This is a genomic window from Anaerorhabdus furcosa (assembly GCF_900167375.1).
Classification (GTDB): Bacteria; Bacillota_I; Bacilli_A; order Erysipelotrichales; family Erysipelotrichaceae; genus Anaerorhabdus; species Anaerorhabdus furcosa.
The window spans coordinates 88,009-107,391 of record NZ_FUWY01000004.1 but is presented as its reverse complement, the minus strand read 5'-3'; the positions used below and the strand labels follow the sequence as shown (position 1 = coordinate 107,391).

General features: G+C 32.7%; 20 protein-coding genes. 16 read left to right on the top strand and 4 right to left on the bottom strand.

From position 1 onward, the window contains the following. Positions 1–4: 4 nt before the first annotated feature. The 9 genes from B5D14_RS07375 to B5D14_RS07335 all read left to right on the top strand — a co-directional run bounded on the left by B5D14_RS07375 (position 5) and on the right by B5D14_RS07335 (position 9,503). Positions 5–403, top strand: coding sequence for a hypothetical protein (locus B5D14_RS07375; RefSeq protein WP_078711960.1), 399 nt, complete (start codon positions 5–7; stop codon positions 401–403). A 105-nt stretch (positions 404–508) separates the two neighbouring features. Beyond that, complete coding sequence (locus B5D14_RS07370; RefSeq protein WP_078711959.1) at positions 509–1,516, top strand: LTA glycolipid anchor biosynthesis glycosyltransferase, IagA/BgsA family; 1,008 nt, start codon at positions 509–511, stop codon at positions 1,514–1,516. 23 nt (positions 1,517–1,539) lie between these two features. After that, positions 1,540–2,328 (top strand): prepilin-type N-terminal cleavage/methylation domain-containing protein, encoded by a 789-nt coding sequence (locus tag B5D14_RS12255; RefSeq protein ID WP_078711958.1) that lies wholly within the window; start codon positions 1,540–1,542, stop codon positions 2,326–2,328. 113 nt (positions 2,329–2,441) lie between these two features. Then, positions 2,442–3,479, top strand: coding sequence for a lysylphosphatidylglycerol synthase transmembrane domain-containing protein (locus B5D14_RS07360; RefSeq protein ID WP_078711957.1), 1,038 nt, complete (start codon positions 2,442–2,444; stop codon positions 3,477–3,479). Between the two features lie 13 nt (positions 3,480–3,492). Continuing rightward, a complete protein-coding gene (locus B5D14_RS07355; RefSeq protein ID WP_078711956.1) occupies positions 3,493–5,478 on the top strand; it encodes a glycosyltransferase in 1,986 nt (661 codons plus the stop codon). Next, positions 5,471–6,412: a 3'-5' exoribonuclease YhaM family protein gene (locus B5D14_RS07350; protein ID WP_078711955.1), complete on the top strand. Its 942-nt coding sequence runs from the start codon at positions 5,471–5,473 to the stop codon at positions 6,410–6,412. Before B5D14_RS07355 ends, B5D14_RS07350 begins: the two co-directional genes overlap by 8 nt. Continuing rightward, the gene (locus tag B5D14_RS07345; protein ID WP_078711954.1) at positions 6,405–7,148 is read left to right on the top strand and encodes a tyrosine-protein phosphatase; all 744 of its coding nucleotides are present in this window, start codon (positions 6,405–6,407) and stop codon (positions 7,146–7,148) included. The genes B5D14_RS07350 and B5D14_RS07345 overlap by 8 nt, the downstream gene beginning before the upstream one ends. Before the next feature lie 105 nt (positions 7,149–7,253). After that, positions 7,254–8,816, top strand: a complete 1,563-nt coding sequence (locus B5D14_RS07340; RefSeq protein ID WP_078711953.1) for an FtsX-like permease family protein — start codon at positions 7,254–7,256, stop codon at positions 8,814–8,816. Positions 8,817–8,825: 9 nt separating this feature from the next. Next, positions 8,826–9,503 (top strand): ATP-binding cassette domain-containing protein, encoded by a 678-nt coding sequence (locus tag B5D14_RS07335; RefSeq protein ID WP_078711952.1) that lies wholly within the window; start codon positions 8,826–8,828, stop codon positions 9,501–9,503. 48 nt (positions 9,504–9,551) lie between these two features. Here B5D14_RS07335 and B5D14_RS07330 read toward each other — a convergent pair whose 3' ends face one another. The 4 genes from B5D14_RS07330 to B5D14_RS07315 all read right to left on the bottom strand — a co-directional run bounded on the left by B5D14_RS07330 (position 9,552) and on the right by B5D14_RS07315 (position 12,967). Continuing rightward, a complete protein-coding gene (locus B5D14_RS07330) occupies positions 9,552–9,947 on the bottom strand; it encodes an HIT family protein (protein WP_078711951.1) in 396 nt (131 codons plus the stop codon). Positions 9,948–9,956: 9 nt separating this feature from the next. Beyond that, the gene (locus B5D14_RS07325; RefSeq protein ID WP_078711950.1) at positions 9,957–11,066 is read right to left on the bottom strand and encodes a DUF362 domain-containing protein; all 1,110 of its coding nucleotides are present in this window, start codon (positions 11,064–11,066) and stop codon (positions 9,957–9,959) included. A 66-nt stretch (positions 11,067–11,132) separates the two neighbouring features. Further along, positions 11,133–11,984 carry a hypothetical protein gene (locus B5D14_RS07320; RefSeq protein ID WP_078711949.1) on the bottom strand — a complete coding sequence of 284 codons (852 nt, stop codon included), beginning with the start codon at positions 11,982–11,984 and terminating at the stop codon, positions 11,133–11,135. 11 nt (positions 11,985–11,995) lie between these two features. Further along, on the bottom strand, positions 11,996–12,967 hold the full coding sequence (locus tag B5D14_RS07315) for a peptidylprolyl isomerase (RefSeq protein ID WP_078711948.1): 972 nt from the start codon (positions 12,965–12,967) through the stop codon (positions 11,996–11,998). Between the two features lie 174 nt (positions 12,968–13,141). Between B5D14_RS07315 and sufC the strand changes: the two genes are divergently transcribed. The 7 genes from sufC to B5D14_RS07280 are packed head-to-tail and all read left to right on the top strand — an operon-like array spanning position 13,142 to position 19,103. Next, a complete protein-coding gene (sufC, locus tag B5D14_RS07310; protein WP_078711947.1) occupies positions 13,142–13,969 on the top strand; it encodes a Fe-S cluster assembly ATPase SufC in 828 nt (275 codons plus the stop codon). Next, positions 13,966–14,778, top strand: a complete 813-nt coding sequence (locus B5D14_RS07305; protein WP_078711946.1) for a SufD family Fe-S cluster assembly protein — start codon at positions 13,966–13,968, stop codon at positions 14,776–14,778. Before sufC ends, B5D14_RS07305 begins: the two co-directional genes overlap by 4 nt. After that, positions 14,766–15,983, top strand: a complete 1,218-nt coding sequence (locus tag B5D14_RS07300; RefSeq protein ID WP_078711945.1) for an aminotransferase class V-fold PLP-dependent enzyme — start codon at positions 14,766–14,768, stop codon at positions 15,981–15,983. The genes B5D14_RS07305 and B5D14_RS07300 overlap by 13 nt, the downstream gene beginning before the upstream one ends. A 10-nt stretch (positions 15,984–15,993) precedes the next feature. Further along, on the top strand, positions 15,994–16,440 hold the full coding sequence (sufU, locus tag B5D14_RS07295; protein ID WP_078711944.1) for a Fe-S cluster assembly sulfur transfer protein SufU: 447 nt from the start codon (positions 15,994–15,996) through the stop codon (positions 16,438–16,440). Next, positions 16,437–17,840 (top strand): Fe-S cluster assembly protein SufB, encoded by a 1,404-nt coding sequence (gene sufB, locus B5D14_RS07290; RefSeq protein ID WP_078711943.1) that lies wholly within the window; start codon positions 16,437–16,439, stop codon positions 17,838–17,840. The genes sufU and sufB overlap by 4 nt, the downstream gene beginning before the upstream one ends. A 48-nt stretch (positions 17,841–17,888) precedes the next feature. Further along, entirely contained in the window at positions 17,889–18,425 is a 537-nt protein-coding gene (locus tag B5D14_RS07285) for a 5-formyltetrahydrofolate cyclo-ligase (RefSeq protein WP_078711942.1), read from the top strand. A gap of 12 nt (positions 18,426–18,437) precedes the next feature. Then, positions 18,438–19,103: a YoaK family protein gene (locus tag B5D14_RS07280; protein ID WP_078711941.1), complete on the top strand. Its 666-nt coding sequence runs from the start codon at positions 18,438–18,440 to the stop codon at positions 19,101–19,103. Positions 19,104–19,383 lie beyond the last annotated feature (280 nt).

Below are 19,383 nucleotides of genomic sequence, written 5' to 3'. Positions count from 1 at the left end.
GGTTATGACTCAAACAGTTAAAATTGTAACAGACTTAAATAATTTTGAAAGAATCGTGTTGGCACATAAAGATGCTCAAGGTATAGTACATATTGCACATTCATTCTTCTATAATGGTAGAGATGGATCTGAATATTTATTATTCTTATACAAAGATGCATTACCTAAGGGTAACTTTGTCGAAGGATGGAATTACTTAGATGAGAATTCAGTGAATACTACAATCGTAGGAGTTCATGATCACAGCGTAGCAGTTGAGGATTTCTTAGCTTGTTGGGACCCTAGTAAAACAATGAATGATATTCAATTTTATCAAGTTAGAGATTTCTCTGAAGTAGATGATATGTATGACAAGATTAAGATTGAACCAAATCAAGTTGTAGCATTTGGAATTATAAAATAGTCAGTAGCCTCAAATTATCCATTTAATTTGAGGTTTTCTTATGGGAAAATGGATTGTGTGTTGGAAGTTTTAGTAAATTAGACTATAATTGTATTAGGTGATTAAATGAAAGTACTATTATATTTTGAAAGTGAAAAAGCTTTACAAAATTCAGGCATTGGAAGAGCTTTAAAACATCAAATAGCTGCATGTGAATCTGCAGGTATTGAGTATACAACTGATCCTTGGGATGATGATTATGATATTCTGCATATTAATACTGTAGGATTGAATAGTGAATCAATTATAAAGAAAACGAGAAATGATGGGAAACCAGTAATTTACCATGCTCATTCTACGGAGGAGGATTTTCGTAATTCTTTTATTTTATCGAATCAAATTGCACCCATATTTAAGAAAAGGCTGGTTAGTCTCTATACACAAGCAGATGCAATTATTACCCCAACTCCCTATTCAAAGTCTTTGCTGGAGGGGTATGGTATTACATTACCTATTTATGCAGTATCTAATGGTATTCAATTGAGTCGATATGACTACAATGAAGAGAAGATAAAAGCATTTAAAAAATATTTTAGTTTGAAAGATACAGATAAAGTTGTTTTATCAGTTGGATTATATTTTGAAAGAAAAGGAATATTGGATTTTATAGAAATTGCGAAGCAATGTCCTGAATATAAGTTTATTTGGTTTGGTTATACAAATCGAGTTATGATTCCAAAAACTGTAAGAGATGTTGTGGATGATTATCCAGACAATGTTATTTTTCCAGGATATGTTAAAGGGCCTATTATTGAAGGTGCTTATACAGGCGCTAATTGTTTCTTCTTTCCATCTTATGAGGAAACAGAGGGTATTGTTGTTCTTGAAGCATTAGCGGCAAGACAAGAAGTGTTATTAAGAGATATTGGTGTATTTGATCCATGGTTAGTTGATGGAGTGAATTGTTATAAAGCAAGTACCAATGAAGAATTCATTGAGAAGATTAAAGGAATAGTTGAATGTACACTTCCAAAAACAAGTGAAGAGGGAAGGCGCACAGCTGAAGAAAGAAGCATCAGTTCTGTAGGCCAACAATTAAAGGAAATTTATGAAAGTGTATTAAAGAATCATTAAATTAGTTTTGAAAGAGGCAGAGAATGAATAAACGTGGATTTACATTGATAGAACTAATTACAGTAATAGCAATATTAGCTGTTTTAGGCACGCTTTTGATACCCAATGTAAGTGGTTATGTTAGTTCATCAAAGGATGTAGTATGCAACAGTAATGTGAATTTGTTGAATCGTATTTATCGTCAAGCATCTGCAATGGATGAAAAATTAACACCACAAGAAATCCTAAATGATAGAACAGGTAAATACTTTGGTGGTTTGGCTGAGTGTCCAACTGATGGCGAATATGTTGTTATAGACAATGTTATTGTATGTACAAAGCATAAAGGTAATTCTGGTGAAAGTGGTGGAGGAACAGTTATCTCGCCAGAGGCAAAAGAATTATATGATAAGATGCTTAGAGATCAGCCTGAAATTGAGAAATGTAAATTGATGACAGATACCACACAAAGAGGTCAATGTTTTACAGCATTATTCAATACTCATTTCTTCTCGAATGACGTTTCAAGCAAGAAATACTATGAAGAACTTGGTGGTGCATGGAAAACACTGGGTGAAGATATAAAGGCATTGGCTGGAATAACGGGCACTTACTATGTTAGACCCTATTATTGTGAATCAGGAGAACCAATCATTTTTGCAAATCAAAGTAATGCAATCAATGGTGGGGGATGGGCAGATGTTCCAGTACTTTATTATGAAGGATCTTGGTATAAATGTACAAAAGGAACTGTTCAAATGTATAATTTCCAAAAATATACAGCAAGTGATATTAAAATGTTGCTTCAAACTAAATTTGAGAAAATAACATAGGTATTGTTGAATGACAATACCTTTTTATATACGATAAGCCATTAATTCTTAAGAAACTCTTAACAAAGAACTGAAACATTGTTTATGGTTAGTACAAATGGTATAATAATCGCATGAAAACATGGAAAAAAATAGTAAAAAGTTACGCTTTTAATATAGCTTTAGTAGTAGGGTTCACAGGATTTGTTCTTTGGCTTACTTTAAAAGACAACTATCAAGAAATTTTAGCAATGATTAGAGGAGCAAATGTAGGTTGGTTACTTGTGATACCTGCTTTGGCTATACTGTATCAAGTTATTATTGGTTGGATTCTAAAGAGGTTAACATTATTAAGTAATCCAAAATATAAATTGTCACAAGGTGTAGTGAATGCGTTTGTAGCAAGCTTCTTTCATGGTGTAACACCAAGTGCTTCAGGTGGTCAATTTGCGCAAATTTATATTTTTAAGAAACAAGGAGTTCGTGTAAGTGATTCTGCAAGTATTTTGTGGATGGATTTCATTATTTATCAATCGACAATGGTTGCTTCCGTTTTTATCTTGATTCTATTAAGATTTACTTATTTTTATGCACATTACTCACAATTCTTTCTGCTTGTCCTTGTAGGATTTATGATTAATGGTGCAATCATTATTGGACTATGGGCATTAGTAACATTTCCAAAAGTTTATACTTGGTTAAGTACTAAAGGGATATTAATTGGAGTTAAATTGCATATTGTAAAAGATAGAGAAAAAGCACTTGCGAATCTAGATATCCAATTGGAACGGTTTGCATCAGAAACAAAGAAATTAAAAGGGCATCGAAAGACAATTATTTTAGTTATTCTAGCAAATTTCGTAAGATTATTTGTTTATTATATTATTCCTTACTTCTGTGCGTTGGCATTAAATATTCCAGTTGATGCAAATCTAATTTTGGATATTCTTGCATTATCATCATTTGTTTCAATGATCAACTGTTTTATACCCATACCAGGAGCAAGTGGTGGTACAGAGGCAACCTTTATACTTATGTTCTCTACCATCTTTGGTAGTGTAGGTGCTTCAAGTATTATGATTCTATGGCGATTTATCACTTATTACTTTGTCATGATTTTAGGCGGTTTAACATTTATTTATGCTAAAGCAAAACCAGATTTAGTGGATTAGGGGGTATTATTCAATGAGAATCGGATTGTTTTCAGATACATATCTTCCAGAGATTAATGGAGTCGCATCAAGTGTTCATATTTTACGTGAACAATTAGTTAAGAATGGTCATAAGGTTTATGTAATTACAACTAAGCCAGAAAATGGGATTGTAGAGGATGATCCTTATGTTCTACGTTTATCAGGGATTGAATTAAAGAAACTATACGGCTATGTTTTAACTAGTCCTATTCATATCTCTGCATACAATGAGATAAAAGAGATTAATCTTGATTTAGTTCATGCACATACTGAGTTCAGTGTGGGCATTTTTGCGCGTATTGTAGCGAAGTTACAAGGTTTACCACTTGTAAGTACATACCACACAACTTATGAAGACTATACACATTATGTCAATATCATTAATTCGGATACAGTAGATAAGCTTGCGAAAAAAGCAGTTGCAAGTTTGAGTCGATTGTATGGTGATTCAAGTACTGAAATGATTGCACCAAGCCAAAAAACAAAAGATATGTTACTTCGATATGGTATTAAGAAGACAATTTATGTGGTGCCAACAGGACTGGATTTGGATCGTTTTAATCCTAAGCGCACAAGTGTAGAAAAAATCAAAGAAATTAGAAGTACATATGGAGTACAAGATAACGAAACACTAGTAACCTTTGTAGGTCGTGTTGCGCAAGAGAAGAGTATCGATTTTGTGATTGATGGATTTACTTTTGTAAAGAAAATGGGATTACCATGTAAGTTATTAATTGTTGGTGCAGGTCCTGATGATGAAATATTGAGACAAAAAGTAAAAGAATTAGCATTAGAAGATATGGTCAAGTTTGCAGGAAAAAAACCGGCAATTGAAATACCAAGTTTTTACCATGCAAGTAATTGCTTTGTCTCAGCATCAATTACGGAAACACAAGGAATGACTTATATTGAAGCTTTGGCTAGTGGTCTTCCATTATTTGCACGTCCTGATAATGTATTAGAAGAGTTAGTAGTAGAAGATGAAACAGGATACTATTTTAAAACACCACAAGAATTAGCAGAAAAACTAAAAGAATATTTAGCGGATAGTGATGATCATAAAAAACAAATGGTAGTCAATGCTATTGAAAAAGCAAAACCATATGATTCACAAGAGTTTTATCGTAAAATTTATCATGTTTATGAGTCTGCAATTGCTAACTATAGTCAAATGTATGTGATTGAACAAATTAAGCCAAAGAATGATTTCATACAAATTTATTTGGATTCACCAAGTTCAGAAAGCATTAAAATTATTGTTTCTTTAGATCGATATTTTAATAGTGGGTACCGCAAAGGATTCAAATTATCTCAAGAAGAAATTGAAGAATTGCAAAAAGAAGAAGAGGGTGTAAAAGCCTATCAGTCTTGTATAAGAAAAATTGCAGTAAAAGATCGAACACGTAAGGAAATTTATGATTGGTTAACACAAAATACAACATTAGAAATTGATATTATTAATAAAATAGTTGAGAAGTTGGAAGAACATGGATTTATTGATGATTTAAAATATGCAAAGAATGCTGTTTATTCCATGAAGTTAACCTTAACAGGTGAAAATAAAATTCAACGTAACTTGAAGAAAAAAGGCATTCCTATTGAAATGATTGAAGAAGTGATGAGTGAAGATGATGATACTGAACTAACTAATGCAATAAAATGGGCAGAAAAAGTTAAACCATCAATTAAAGAAAAATCAGTGAAGATGAAGAAGAAAATACTCCGTCAAAAATTGATTATTCAAGGCTTCAGTGAATCAATTATTGATCAAGTTATGAACAATTTAAATTTTGTTGATGATGAAAGATCAGAGATTGATAATCTAAGAAAAGTAGCAAATAAAGCAAAAAAAAGATATGAAAGAAAGTACAGTGGGTTTAAACTGAGAAATACAGTCTTTCGATATTGTGCAGCGATGGGTTATGATATGGAAGATATCTATGTCATATTAGATGAAATGGAGTGGAAAGATGAATAAATATATTAGTGATTTTCAAGAGAAGGAGAGTCTTGAATTACCTTTGTTAATCAAAAGTATTACAAAGGGGATTACACAAAAAGGTGCTCCTTATGCTTCTGTTATCTTACAGGATAAAACAGGAACAATTGATGGAAAGATATGGGACATCAAACCAGAGCAAGAAGCTGCAATTGCAATTGGACAAGTGGAAAAAATTTCTTGTGAGGTATTAAAATATAATAACTCACTTCAATTACGTATTCATAAAATTGAGCCAATGAATCAAAATGAAATAGATTTAAGTGAATATGTTATTGCTTCAAAGGTAAGCAAAGATGATTTAAAAGAGGCAATTACATCTACAATTGCATCGATTCAAAATAAAAATTATCAAGCTCTAATTAATGGACTGTATGAAATGGCTGGAGAAGCATTTTATGAGTATCCAGCAGCAAGTAAGAATCATCATAGTTTTCTAGGTGGTCTTGCAACCCATGTAGTTGGTATGGTGAAGTTAGCGAATGCTTTGTGTGAACTATATCCTCAACTTAATCGTGATTTATTAGTATCAGGTGTTCTTGCACATGACTTGGGTAAAATGATTGAATTATCAGGACCAATCACAACAGAATATACGCTTGAGGGAAAATTAACTGGACACATTTCAATATTGCATGGTCGATTAATGCAAATTGCTGATGAGTTAAATATTGGTGATAGTGAAGAAGCAATATTGCTTCGTCATTGTGTCTTATCACATCATGGGCAACTTGAATATGGATCACCAGTTGTTCCTTTAGTTCAAGAAGCAGAAGTACTTAGTTTTATTGATAACTTGGATGCTCGTCTTAATACATTAGAATCAGCTTTAGAATCAATTACACCAGGAGAGTTTACGCAACGAATCTTTGCAATGGAAAATCGTGCGTTCTATAAGCCGAAAAATGATTGATACTCATTGCCATGTAGTATTTGGTGTTGATGATGGAGCACAATGCATAGAGGACTCTCTACGCATGATTGATGTGGCAGTTAAGCATGGGATGACAAAGATTCTATGTACGCCTCATTCAATTCCTGGGCATCGGTACCAACGAAATACATTAGAATACTTAAGTAAGAATTTTGAGGTTTTGAAAGCTAAAATAGAAGAATGTAATTATCCAATTGAACTTTATCTAGGCTCTGAATTTCAGGCAACAGATGACTCAATTGAATGGATCAAAGAGCATAAAGTAGTTACCCTAAATAAAACAAATCGAGTTCTAGCAGAATTGCCTTGGTACTATGGTGGTAAAACAAGTCATAGTGAAGAATATTACCTACAACTTTTACTTGATGAAGGATATCGTGTTATTGTAGCGCATCCTGAACGATATGAAAGTGTCCAAAAAGATTTTACTACATTGAAGCGATGGAGAGAAATGGGCTGTTTCTTTCAAGTAAATCGTACAAGTCTAATCAAGAATGGTGAGGCTCCCCATGTACAAGATGTTGCATGGCGTATGGTGAAAGAAGGTTATTGTGATGTCATCGCAAGTGATGCGCACGGATATATTGGAATGCGTATCAATCGTTTGGATGATATTTATGAAATACTTGAACAAGAAATTTCACCAGAATTTGCTAGAAGAGTTTGCGTTGATAATCCAAATTGTAGTATCACAGGGGATGAGTATAAGATTTAAGGAGATGAATCTCCTTTTTTTTATTCGCTAAGTTGACAAATGTAGAGCGGTGATATATGATTGAGTCGACACTAATAGACTAAGGTACTGGAAAGGAAATAAACTATGAACTATATTAGAAGAGCATGGTTGTATGTTACTAGAAAACTATCCAAATCAATCTTATTAGGATTAACTTTTTTTGCAATAGGAAATCTTGTATTAATTGGATTAGGTATTACACAAGCAGCGTCAAATGCTAAAACGATGACACGTCTTAGTATGAAAGCAGTGGTAAACTTAAATGTCGATTATCAGAAACACTCAGCATATATAGATAGTTTAGAATCAGAAGAGGAAAAAAATGCTGCCTATGAAAATTCACCAGTAATTGGTATTGATACAGTGAAGGATGTATTAAAGGATAAAAGAATCAAAGCAGCTAATTATTTGTCTTCAAGACAAACATTCTCCTTGGGATTTGATAGCGTATTAATTGGAAATGAAGAATTTAGAGAAGATTCTTTTAATCCCAATGGTGCCTCAATAGAAAATAGTTACCTTCAACCAAATTTTATGTTGATCGGTAATTTGTACCCAGAAATGATTGAGTTTCATGATGGTACATGTACACTGGTAGAAGGTAGATTTTTTAATCAAAATGATATTGAGAATGCAAATCTTGTAGCTGTAATTTCAAAAGATGTTGCTGACATCAATGGATTTACTTTAGGTGATAAAATTTCGTTTCGAGCAGGAACAGAAGAAATCATTCAAAGCATGGAGTTAAATGGACTAAAGCGAGATGATTTAAACAGAGAATTTGAAATTATTGGAATCTATACGACCATTGAAGAAGTCGATATGACAAGTGTACGTATTGCCTATATAACAGGGAGTGAAAATCCTAAAAATAATGTTTATGTACCACTAATAACTCTAATCGAAGGAGAATTAGTGCAGTATGAATTATTTAATCAATACGGAAATAGTGGGATGGGCACTAATGTAAATGAAATTCCACTTGAAGATATAAAGCAACAAATGTTGAATACGAGTAAGGTAAACATCTTATTAGACGATCCTTTAAAAATTGAGAGTTTTATGGATGATTATAAAAATATTGAAACAGAATATATTTATTTCGATGCTAATAATAAACAGTTTGATCAATTTTCAAGACCGCTAGATAACTTAACTTATTTTGCAGATGTTATCTTATTGATTATTTCAATAACTGCAATATTTATTATTACACTCATCACAGCACTTACATTAAAGTCACGTGAATTTGAGATTGGTGTTCTCTTATCATTAGGTGTAAGCCGTATAAAAATTGTATTGCAGTTCTTCGTTGAACTATTGATAATTTTGCTTGTATCCTTTACTTGTGCGGTGGTTACTGGAAGCATGGTAGCTGGAAAAGTGGGTCAACAAGTCTTGGAAAATCAAGTTGCAATTGAACCTGAAATTGTACAAGAAGAGAATTTTAAACCAAATTGGGTTGGTTATAAAGAATACTTCACCGAGATAACGCAAGAAGATATGCTAAGTCGATACAAAGTTATAATTAATCCAATACTAATACTACAAATATATTTGTTTGGAATAGGTATCGTGTTTATTAGTATTCTTGTACCAACTTATATGATTATGAAGCTTAGCCCGAAGCGAATTATGCTTTCATAGGAGGTAATGATGAACACAATATTAAAAATTGAACATATCAATTATGGCTATGTTGATGGTGGATTTAGAAGAGAAATATTAACTGATTTAAGTTATGAGTTTAAAGAAGGGAAGTTCTATACAATTTTAGGACCCTCAGGTAGTGGAAAAACAACATTACTTAGTATTCTTGCTGGACTCGATACACAAGAGAGTGGGACAATTTATTTTCAAAATAAGGATTTGAAAGAAATTGGATTATATAAGTATCGTAGAAATAAAATAGGTGTAGTTTTTCAAGCATATAATTTAGTTCAATATTTAACAGGAATTGAGAATATTGAACTAGCAATGGCTGAAACAGATAATGAAATTCCAGAGAATCAAAAGGAAGTTGGTTATGCATTACTTGAAAAGTTTGGGATTACCAAATCCAAAGCAAATCGACTTGTTACTCATTTATCTGGTGGTGAACAACAACGTATCGCAATTGCTAGGGCACTTGCGGCAAACGTAGACTTAATCTTTGCGGATGAGCCAACAGGAAACTTGGATACTGCAACAGAGAGAGAAATTATTCAAATCTTTAGAATGTTAACTGAAAAGTTTAATAAAACAGTTATTGTTGTAACACATAGCAATGAAGTTTCTAAATTATCAGATTATCGTGTCTTTTTACAAGAAGGTAAATTAATTGATATTGGATAGATCAATGATTAGAAAAATGGAGCATCTCATTTGAGATACTCCATTTTATTATCCTTGAATTGTTTTTAATACTTCACTTAATTCAGGTTTTTCAGTTTCATTGAATTTAACAATGATGGCATCGTCTTCGCTATAGCGAGGAATGATGTGAAAGTGTAGATGGTCAACTGTTTGCCCTGAAATAGCACCTTGATTGCTAATGATATGCGATCCACAAGCTTTGCAATTACAAACAATTTGATTTGTTAATTTAGGTAATACTTTAGCGATATGAATCATTGTTTCTTCATCAGCATCTAGGATATCACTGCAATGTTTTTTAGGAATAACCAAAGTATGTCCATATGTAACTTGTGCAATGTCTAAAATAGCAACAATGTGTTCATCCTCATATACTTTAGATGAAGGTAATTCACCTTCAATAATTTTACAAAATATACACATAAAGTCTCCTTATTTAACCACAACGATTTCGTATTCTCTAGTACCCAATCCAATTTTTTCAGCATGTTCAACACATACTTCCCAATTTGTATCAGGATGAGTATCTTTGAATGGATCATGGTGGTGATGTTCTTTATGAGAGAGAACACTACCATCAATGATAGGTGATTTTAAACATGCATCTGCACATGCTTGATCTAGTGCTACTGGATCAAATGATGCAAACATACCAACATCAGCAATAATAGGAATATCATTCTCAGAGTGACAATCACAACATGGTGAAACATCACATACAATACTAATGTGGAAACATGGTTTGTTGTCTACTACAGCAAGTGTGTATTCAGCAATCTTCTTGTTTAGAATATCATTTGCTTCCCAATCCATTGTTGAGATGGCATCAAATCCACATGCACCAATACAACGTCCACATCCTGCACATTTGTTTACATCGATGTGTGCTTTTTTGTTTTCGTTGAAGTGTAGGGCATCATGAGCACATTGTTTAATACACATACCACATGATTTACATACCTCTTCATCAACTACCGGTTTTCCATTACTATGCATTTCAAATTTACCAGCACGAGAACCACATCCCATACCAATATTCTTCAATGCTCCTCCAAAACCAGTAGATTCATGTCCTTTGAAGTGAGTTAGTGAGATAAAGATATCGCTATCCATAACAGCACGTCCAATTTTAGCTTCTTTTACACATTCTTGATTAATTGGAATAATGGATTCATCAGCTCCTTTTAATCCATCACCGATTAAAATATGACATCCAGTACTAAATGGACTATATCCATTTGTATAAGCACTTTCAATATGATCAAGTGCGTTCTTTCTTCCTCCTACATAAAGTGTATTGCAATCTGTAAGGTAAGGTTTACCACCATTATCTTTGATGATATCTACGATTGTTTTTGCGTAATTAGGGCGAAGGAATGCAAGATTACCAGGTTCTCCAAAGTGAATCTTAATCGCAACATATTTGTCCTTCATGTCAATTGTTTCAATACCTGCTTGTTTAACAAGGCGTGCTAGCTTCATTAAGTGACTATCGCCAACATTAGCTTTGAAATCTGTGAAATATACTTTTGATTTTGTCATACAGTTTTCTCCTTATGTCCTTTATTATAAGGTTTAAGAAGACAAAAGAAAAGGTGCAATTTGCACCTAGTCAAGAATATAACTTGGATAATTTGTTTGAATGTTATCAAATAAATCTTTGTCGTAAATTTTGAATCCGTATTTCTTGAAATAGAATACATCACTTTCAGAAGCTGTAGTATCAAGGTTAGCTAATACAGTTGTGATTTCATCTTTAAGATTATTAGGATCTACTTCTGTAATTTGTACAATTGAGTAAGTTTCATTTTCAGAACCAACAATTACATCCGAAATTGTATTTTCAGTTGCATTTTGAATAAATGATTTTACATTTGTATCTAAATCGGTAGAAGTTGTTATAATTCTTTCAGCACCAGCAGATGACGAGTTATAAGTACTACCAACAGTAATACCATCAATACCACTTTCCAAGTCAGCTTTTGCAGCTAATGCATCTGCTTCAGTTGCAAATGTAAGAATAATTGCTTCTTTTGGATCATGTGTTTTTACAAGTTGATCAAAGTTATCTGTAACATACTTTTTAGTAAGTTCAGTTAATTGAGCATTAACTAATAATGAGTTGGTATAAAAATCATCTTCATCAGCATAGCCATAACTTTGTAACATTAATGGGAATGATTCACCATAAGTTGCACGATATGTTTCTAAACTTGCTTTTGCAGCTTCTTCAATTTCTGGTGTAACTGGAACTTCATTTTCTAAAATAACACGTGTTGCTTCAGAAATGGCAGCATAACCAGATGCTTGAGCTTTCATTGTTTTAAATAAATCATCTTTTGTAACTTGTGTATCACCAATTGTAAACAATACTGTATTACCATCAGTTAATTTACCATATGCATCACTACATCCTGTTAATAGGAGTAAAGCACATAAACTTAATAAAATTTTCTTCATTGTTTTCTCTCCTATTCACTAATTCCCATATAGCTTAATAAAGCTGTTTTGAATTCTTCGTTTTCTTTAAAATCAAGACCTAGGTTTTGAGCACTAGCCCATACTGCTTTAGGTTGAATTTCTGGAGTAAATGTAGTTAATTGAGTATAGAAATCAGGGTATGTTGCTAAGGTATCAAAATCAGTAGCATCACATACAATTAAGTGATATCCATAATCAGATTGTATCCACTCACTTCGTTGCCCAGCTTCAAGTGCTAATGCACCTTCTAAGAATGTTGGTACAAATTGTGTATCAGCATCCATAAAGCCTAAGCTTCCACCTTGTACTGCACTTCCAGTATCTTCTGAGAATTCAGTAGCAACATCTGCAAAAGGTTTACCTTCAGCTAATGCAGCATTAACTGCATCCATTTTTGCTTTTTCTTCTTCAGTAGGATTTGTAGGATCTACCATCTTAATTAAGATGTGGCTAACAACACGAGGTTTCTTAGCTTCAGCATATGGAGTATATACTGTATCCTTATTTTCTAATACATAGTTTTCGATTAATGTGTTCTTCTTTAAACCGTCTAACATGTATAAGTTTAAGTCACTGGCATTTTCATAACCAAGTGTTTTAAGAATTTTCACTAATTCTTGTTCATAAGTTGCTCCATATTGAGATTGGAAACTACTTACGATATTTGCAGCATACTCATCAGCGGTTGCTTTCATTTCATCAGTAACTTCAACGCTACCGTTAACAACTGCTTTTTCAAATTGTGTGTATGCTGTTTGAATTCCTAAATCTTTATATAAGATGTCGTAAAATTCATTTGCTGTTACATCCTCATTGTTAATTGTGAATATAACATCTTCACCATTTGCTTTTTTACCTTGAACAATATTTTTTGTTTGATCATAGCCGAAGTAAGCGATAATTCCTACAAAGAATACACTAATAAGAATTACGACTCCGTACTTTTTGAACATGTCTTTCATGTCTTTCCTCCTTTGAAACGCTTACTAATTATAGGGTATTTCTATATTTTTTGCAATTTCTTATGCCATTCGATGTCTGAATTTTGTGTGAACAAGGAATAAATGTGAAAAAAATGCGTTATTTTCGCAAAAAAGCCATAATATGCTATAATCTTTTAGGAGGTTTATGAGGATATGAAAGAACTAATTATACAAGATCTTCATGTAAGTATTGAAGATAAAGAAATCCTTAAAGGGGTTTCTCTAGCAATAAAATCAAACGAGATCCATGCTCTAATGGGACCGAATGGAAATGGTAAGAGTACATTGTTGTCTGCAATTATGGGGCATCCAAAATATATGGTTACAAGTGGTAGTATTACTTTAGATGGGGTTGATGTTTTATCGATGAGTGTTGATGAAAGAAGCCGTGCAGGTCTTTTTTTAGCAATGCAATATCCCCAAGAAGTACCAGGTGTAACAAACAGTGACTTTCTACGTGCAGCTATGAATGCTCGTAGAGAAACACCAATTCCTTTGTTTTCATTTATTAAAGAAATGGAAAAAACAGTCAAAGATTTAGAAATGAAACCAGATTTAGCACATCGCTTTTTAAATGAAGGCTTTTCTGGTGGTGAAAAGAAACGTAATGAAATCGTTCAAATGAAGATGTTAAAACCAAGTATGGCTATGTTGGATGAAATCGATAGTGGCTTGGATGTAGATGCACTTAAAATTGTCGCAAGCAGTGTAGTTGAACTACAAAAAGAAATAGGTTGTGGTATTTTAGCTGTATCTCACTATGAAAGATTCTATCAATTATTAAAACCAACACATGCTCATGTGCTTGTTGATGGTAAAATTGTAGTTGAAGGAAATGAAGAACTTGTTACAAAAATAGATACAGAGGGATATGATTGGATTTATAAAGAATTCAATATTGTTCCTATCCAAGAAGAGAAAAAATTGGCACCTTTATCACTGGGTTCATGCGCTGCTTCTTCAAAAGGTAAACAGGTATGAAATTAATTGATGTTGGTGGAAGAAATAATGTAATTATTGCTGATGGCTATCAAGAATGGATTATTGATACATTAGACCCATTAACATTGGATTTAACATGTGATGGGGTATCTAGTGTTTTTATGAATGTAAAAAGAGCATCAAATCTAAAAATTAAAATGACGGTGCTTGAAAATGCAGGTTGTACATTATTAATATGGAATAACACAGAAACCAAGGTTGAATTTGATGAAACATATGTTGTAGAGAAGAGCAGTTATCTAAACTTAGCATATGGTGAATGCAATGTCAGTGATACAAATCGAAATTCAAAAGTATCGTTAATGGGAGCGGGAGCAAGTGCAATTATCAAAAGTGCTACGCTATGCAAAAGTAAGAAAATTTCATCAATTACTTGTGAGTCTTTAGCACCACACACAGTTGGTAATATGGAAAACTACAGTGTTGTTTTAGAAGATGGCGAGTATAAAATGGATGCGACGGGGAAGATTGTAAAGGGTGCTTATGACTCTAGATCACACCAAACATCGCGCGCATTAACATTTAATGAAAAGCAAAAAGCTACGATTATTCCACAATTATTAATTGATGAGAATGATGTAGAGGCAAGCCATGCCACAAGTGTTGGTCAAATTGATGAGAATCAAATGATTTATTTACAATCAAGAGGATTAACGCACAATCAAGTTTTAAGTTTAATAACAGTTGGTTATTTAATGCCAATTGCAGATTTTATAGAAAATGAAGAACTTCAACAAATATTAAGAAAAGAAATAGAAAGTAAGGTGGTCGAGTCATGTTCGATATAAATAAAATAAGAGCAGACTTTCCTATGATTCAAAATGCCAAAGTTGCTTATATGGATAATGCAGCAACAACATTCAAGCCCCAATGTGTTATTGATGCAGTAACAAATTACTACACACATCAAACATCTAATGTTCATCGTGGTGATTATGATTTATCCTACCAAGTATCAAAAGAATATGAAGATGCAAGAGTAGCGGTAGCAGAATTTATTCATGCAGAACCAAAAGAAATTATATTTACTTCTGGTGCAAGCATGTCATTGAATTTAGTAGCTTATGGCTATGGTCGTAAGTTTTTAAAAAAGGGTGATGTTATTTTGTCTACTGAAGCTGAACATGCTTCTAATATTTTACCTTGGTTTAAGGTTTGTGAAGAAGTTGGTGCAGTAATTGAATATATTCCTTTATCAAATGAAGGTGAAATGACAATTGAAGCTTTTAAGGGTGCAATGCATGATAAAGTTAAAATTGTTGCGATGGCAGAGGTTTCCAATGTCATGGGGTATATTCAACCAATGAAAGAAATATGTCAAATTGCCCATGAATATGGTGCGTTGGTTGTTTGCGATGGTGCTCAATCTGTACCGCATGTACCAATTGATGTAAAAGATTCAGGTGTTGATTTCTTAGGCTTTAGTGGTCATAAGATGTGTGGCCCAACAGGTGTTGGGGTACTTTACGGACGTTTTGATTTACTTCAACAAATGGATCCATTTATGCTAGGTGGCGGAAGTAATGCACGTTTTGATATTTGCGGAAACATCTTATTAAAAGATGCACCTTATAAATTTGAAGCAGGAACTCCTGCAATTGAAGCAGTCTTAGGATTAAAAGCAGCAGTTGAATATCTTCGATCAATAGGTATGAAAAATATCTATGAATATGAACATGAATTGCGTGTTTATGCATCAAAGAAACTACAAGAATTAGATAACATCACATTCTATAATCCAAATGCATCAACAGGAATTCTTACATTCAATGTAAATGGTGTGTTTGCTCAAGATGCTGCAAGTTTTTTAAACACAAAGGGCATAGCAGTTCGCTCAGGTAACCATTGCGCTAAAATATTAATTGAATTAATTGAAGCTTCTGAAACAATTCGTTGTTCTTTGTATTTCTATAATACAAAAGAAGAAGTAGATCAGTTTATAGAAGCATGTAAAGAAACAACAGTAGAAAACTGTGTAGGCATCTTTTTCTAAGGAGGTCGTTATGACAAGTTTACTTAATGATCCACAAGTTCTTCGTGAACTCATTATGGATCACTATCAATATCCACGTCATCATGCATTAAAAGAAGATACATCCTATGCATCTGTGCATATGGCTTCTGACTCATGTATTGATGATATTACTGTCCAATCAAAGATTGAAGGAGATCTTATTCAAGATATCTGTTTTGATGGTGTAGCTTGTACAATCGCAACTGCATCCACTTCAATGATGACAGAGCTTTTAGTAGGTAAAACAATTGATGAAGCAAATTTAATCATTGATAATTACTACGCTATGATTGATGAAAAAGAATATGATCCAGAAATACTTCAAGAAGCTATTGCTTTAAAAGGTGTTTCTAAACAAGCTAATCGTATTAAATGTGCAACCATAGGATGGAAAGCTATTCGCCAAATGATTGATGAAAGAGAGAATGCGAAATGAGCCACAATGATGTACTAAAAACACAAGATGAGTATAAGTATGGCTTTAAAGATGAAGATGTGAGTATCTTTAGAACAAAAAAAGGTTTAACTGAAGATACAATTAGAGAAATATCTAAGATTAAAAATGAACCAGAGTGGATGTTAGAATTTCGATTAAAAGCATTTCATCTTTTTGAGAAAATGCCAATGCCATCATGGGGACCAAATCTAGAAGAATTGGACTTTGATGATTATACATACTATATTCGTTCAAACAATGAAACAGAAAATAACTGGGATGATGTTCCCGAAACGATAAAAAATACATTTGATCGACTCGGTATACCTGAAGCTGAACAAAAGTTTTTAGCTGGTGTATCAACGCAATATGAATCAGAAGTTGTCTATCATAATATGTTACAAGAGGTGGAAGACAAAGGGGTTATCTTTTTAGATACAGATAGTGCTTTACGAGAGTATCCAGATTTATTTAAAAAATACTTTAGCAAAATTGTATCGAGTGCTGATAATAAGTTTGCAGCTCTTAACTCTGCAGTATGGTCAGGTGGATCATTTATTTATGTACCACCAGGAGTAGTTTTAGATAAGCCATTGCAATCTTATTTTAGAATTAATTCTGAACGTATGGGGCAATTCGAAAGAACTTGCATCATCGTAGATAAAGGTGCAGATCTTCATTATGTTGAAGGATGCACAGCTCCTAATTATTCAAAAGATTCATTGCATGCAGCAGTTGTTGAAATCTTTGTAGAAGAGGGTGCAAAGTGTCGCTATTCTACAGTTCAAAACTGGTCAAGCAATATTTTGAATCTAGTAACAAAACGTGCAAAAGTAGAAGCACATGGTGCTATGGAATGGATTGATGGAAACATTGGTTCACAAATTACAATGAAATATCCTGCATGTATTCTAAATGGAGAATATGCTAGAGGTATGACTATATCAATTGCAGTTGCAAGTGAAAACCAAATACAAGATGCAGGAGCTAAAATGATTCACTTAGCACCCTATACATCAAGTACAATTATTTCAAAATCAGTTGCAAGACGTGGCGGTGCAGTTAATTATCGTGGACTTGTTTCACATGGTCCTAAAGCTGCTTATGCAAAATCTAAAATTGAGTGTGATACACTAATTTTGGACAAGATATCTTCAAGTGATACGATACCAACCAATGTAAGTAGTAATCATACAAGTACACTGGAACATGAAGCGACAGTATCAAAGATTTCAGAGGAACAATTGTTTTATTTGATGTCAAGGGGTCTTACAAAATCACAAGCAACAGAAATGATTGTTATGGGATTCTTAGAACCATTTACAAGAGAATTACCAATGGAATATGCAGTTGAGTTAAATCAATTATTAAAATTAGATATGGAAGGTTCAATCGGTTAAGATTGAACCTTTTTATGTGCTATAATAGAGGCAAGTGAGGGACATATAATGGAAAAACATACACTAAGAGAAATAGCACTAAAAAAACGTAGTGAACTAACAAATGAAGATAGAAAAGAAAAAAGTGAAATCATTGCGAAAGAGATAAAAAAAGAGTGTATTGATAAACAAATTATCGGTATTTATGTAAGTAAGGGTGATGAAGTAGATACCCAAAATTTAATTAAAGAATTTCTTGAAGAGGGAAAAACAATTGTTGTACCTAAAGTAGTGAAAAAGTCATTGATTTTTGTAGAAATTAAATCATTTGATGATTTAGAAGATGGTGTATTTGGATTATTAGAGCCAATTTCAAATGAAGAATTCGATTTAAATAAAATAGAATATATGGTTGTACCTATGGTCGCATTTGATTCATTAAAACATAGAATTGGATATGGAAAAGGGTATTATGATTCAATTCTAGATAAAGTATCATGTCCTCATATTGGAATTGCATATGCAATGCAACAAGTTGAAAACTTCATCTGTTCTGCACATGATGTAGCAATGGATAAAATAATTACAGAATATTCAGAATTTTAAATTAGGTGTTTTATGAAACAATCTTCGCAAATTTCTGATTCAATTCGATTGGGACTACTACTTGCAATAAGTGGTGGTTTTATGGACGCTTATTCTTATTTGTTTAGAGCAAAAGTATTTGCAAATGCTCAAACAGGAAATTTGCTTTTACTTGGTCTAAGTATATTAGAAAAAGAATGGAGCAATTGTATTAAATACTTAGTTCCAATTATGGCATTCATGGTAGGTGTCTTTTTAGCAACTTCAATTCATCGGAAATTAATGCATCAAAGAAAATATCATTGGCGACAAATTGCGATTTTAATTGAAGCAATTGTATTGTTTGTTGTAGCTTTTATTCCACAAGATTTAAATTTGTTTGCGAACAGTTTAATTTCATTAGGTTGTGGTATCCAAATTGAAAGTTTTAAAAAGATACATGGCTTAGGTGCATCAACAACAATGTGTGTTGGAAATTTAAGAGCAGCAACTTCATTCATTAGTGATTATATTTATACAAAGAATATAGAAGATCTAAAGAAGGGACTTCTTTATCTACTTGTTATTCTATTCTTTGTGATTGGTGCAATCTTTGGTAGTGTTTCAATTCGTGTCTTAGGACAAGCATCAATACTGATATGCTCTATTTTGTTATTTTTTGCTTTTATATTTATGTTTTACAATAATGAAAATAACTGATAATTAAAAAATATTAAATACTCTCTTAACGCTAGAAAATGAATAAATATCGACTCTAGAGAAATGTGAATAGCGTATTGACTTTAAAATAAAAAATCGGTAATATAATGTTATCAAGCATCTCCATAGGAGAAGAAAAGGCAAGAGGGCTGCTCTTGCCTTTTCATTTATGCTAATTACTAATCAACATGTCTATCTAGCTATTTGCAAATATAATAAGGAATTATACCTGCTACGATAGTATGCAATATTACAAGCATCCCCATAGTGTTTCACTTCC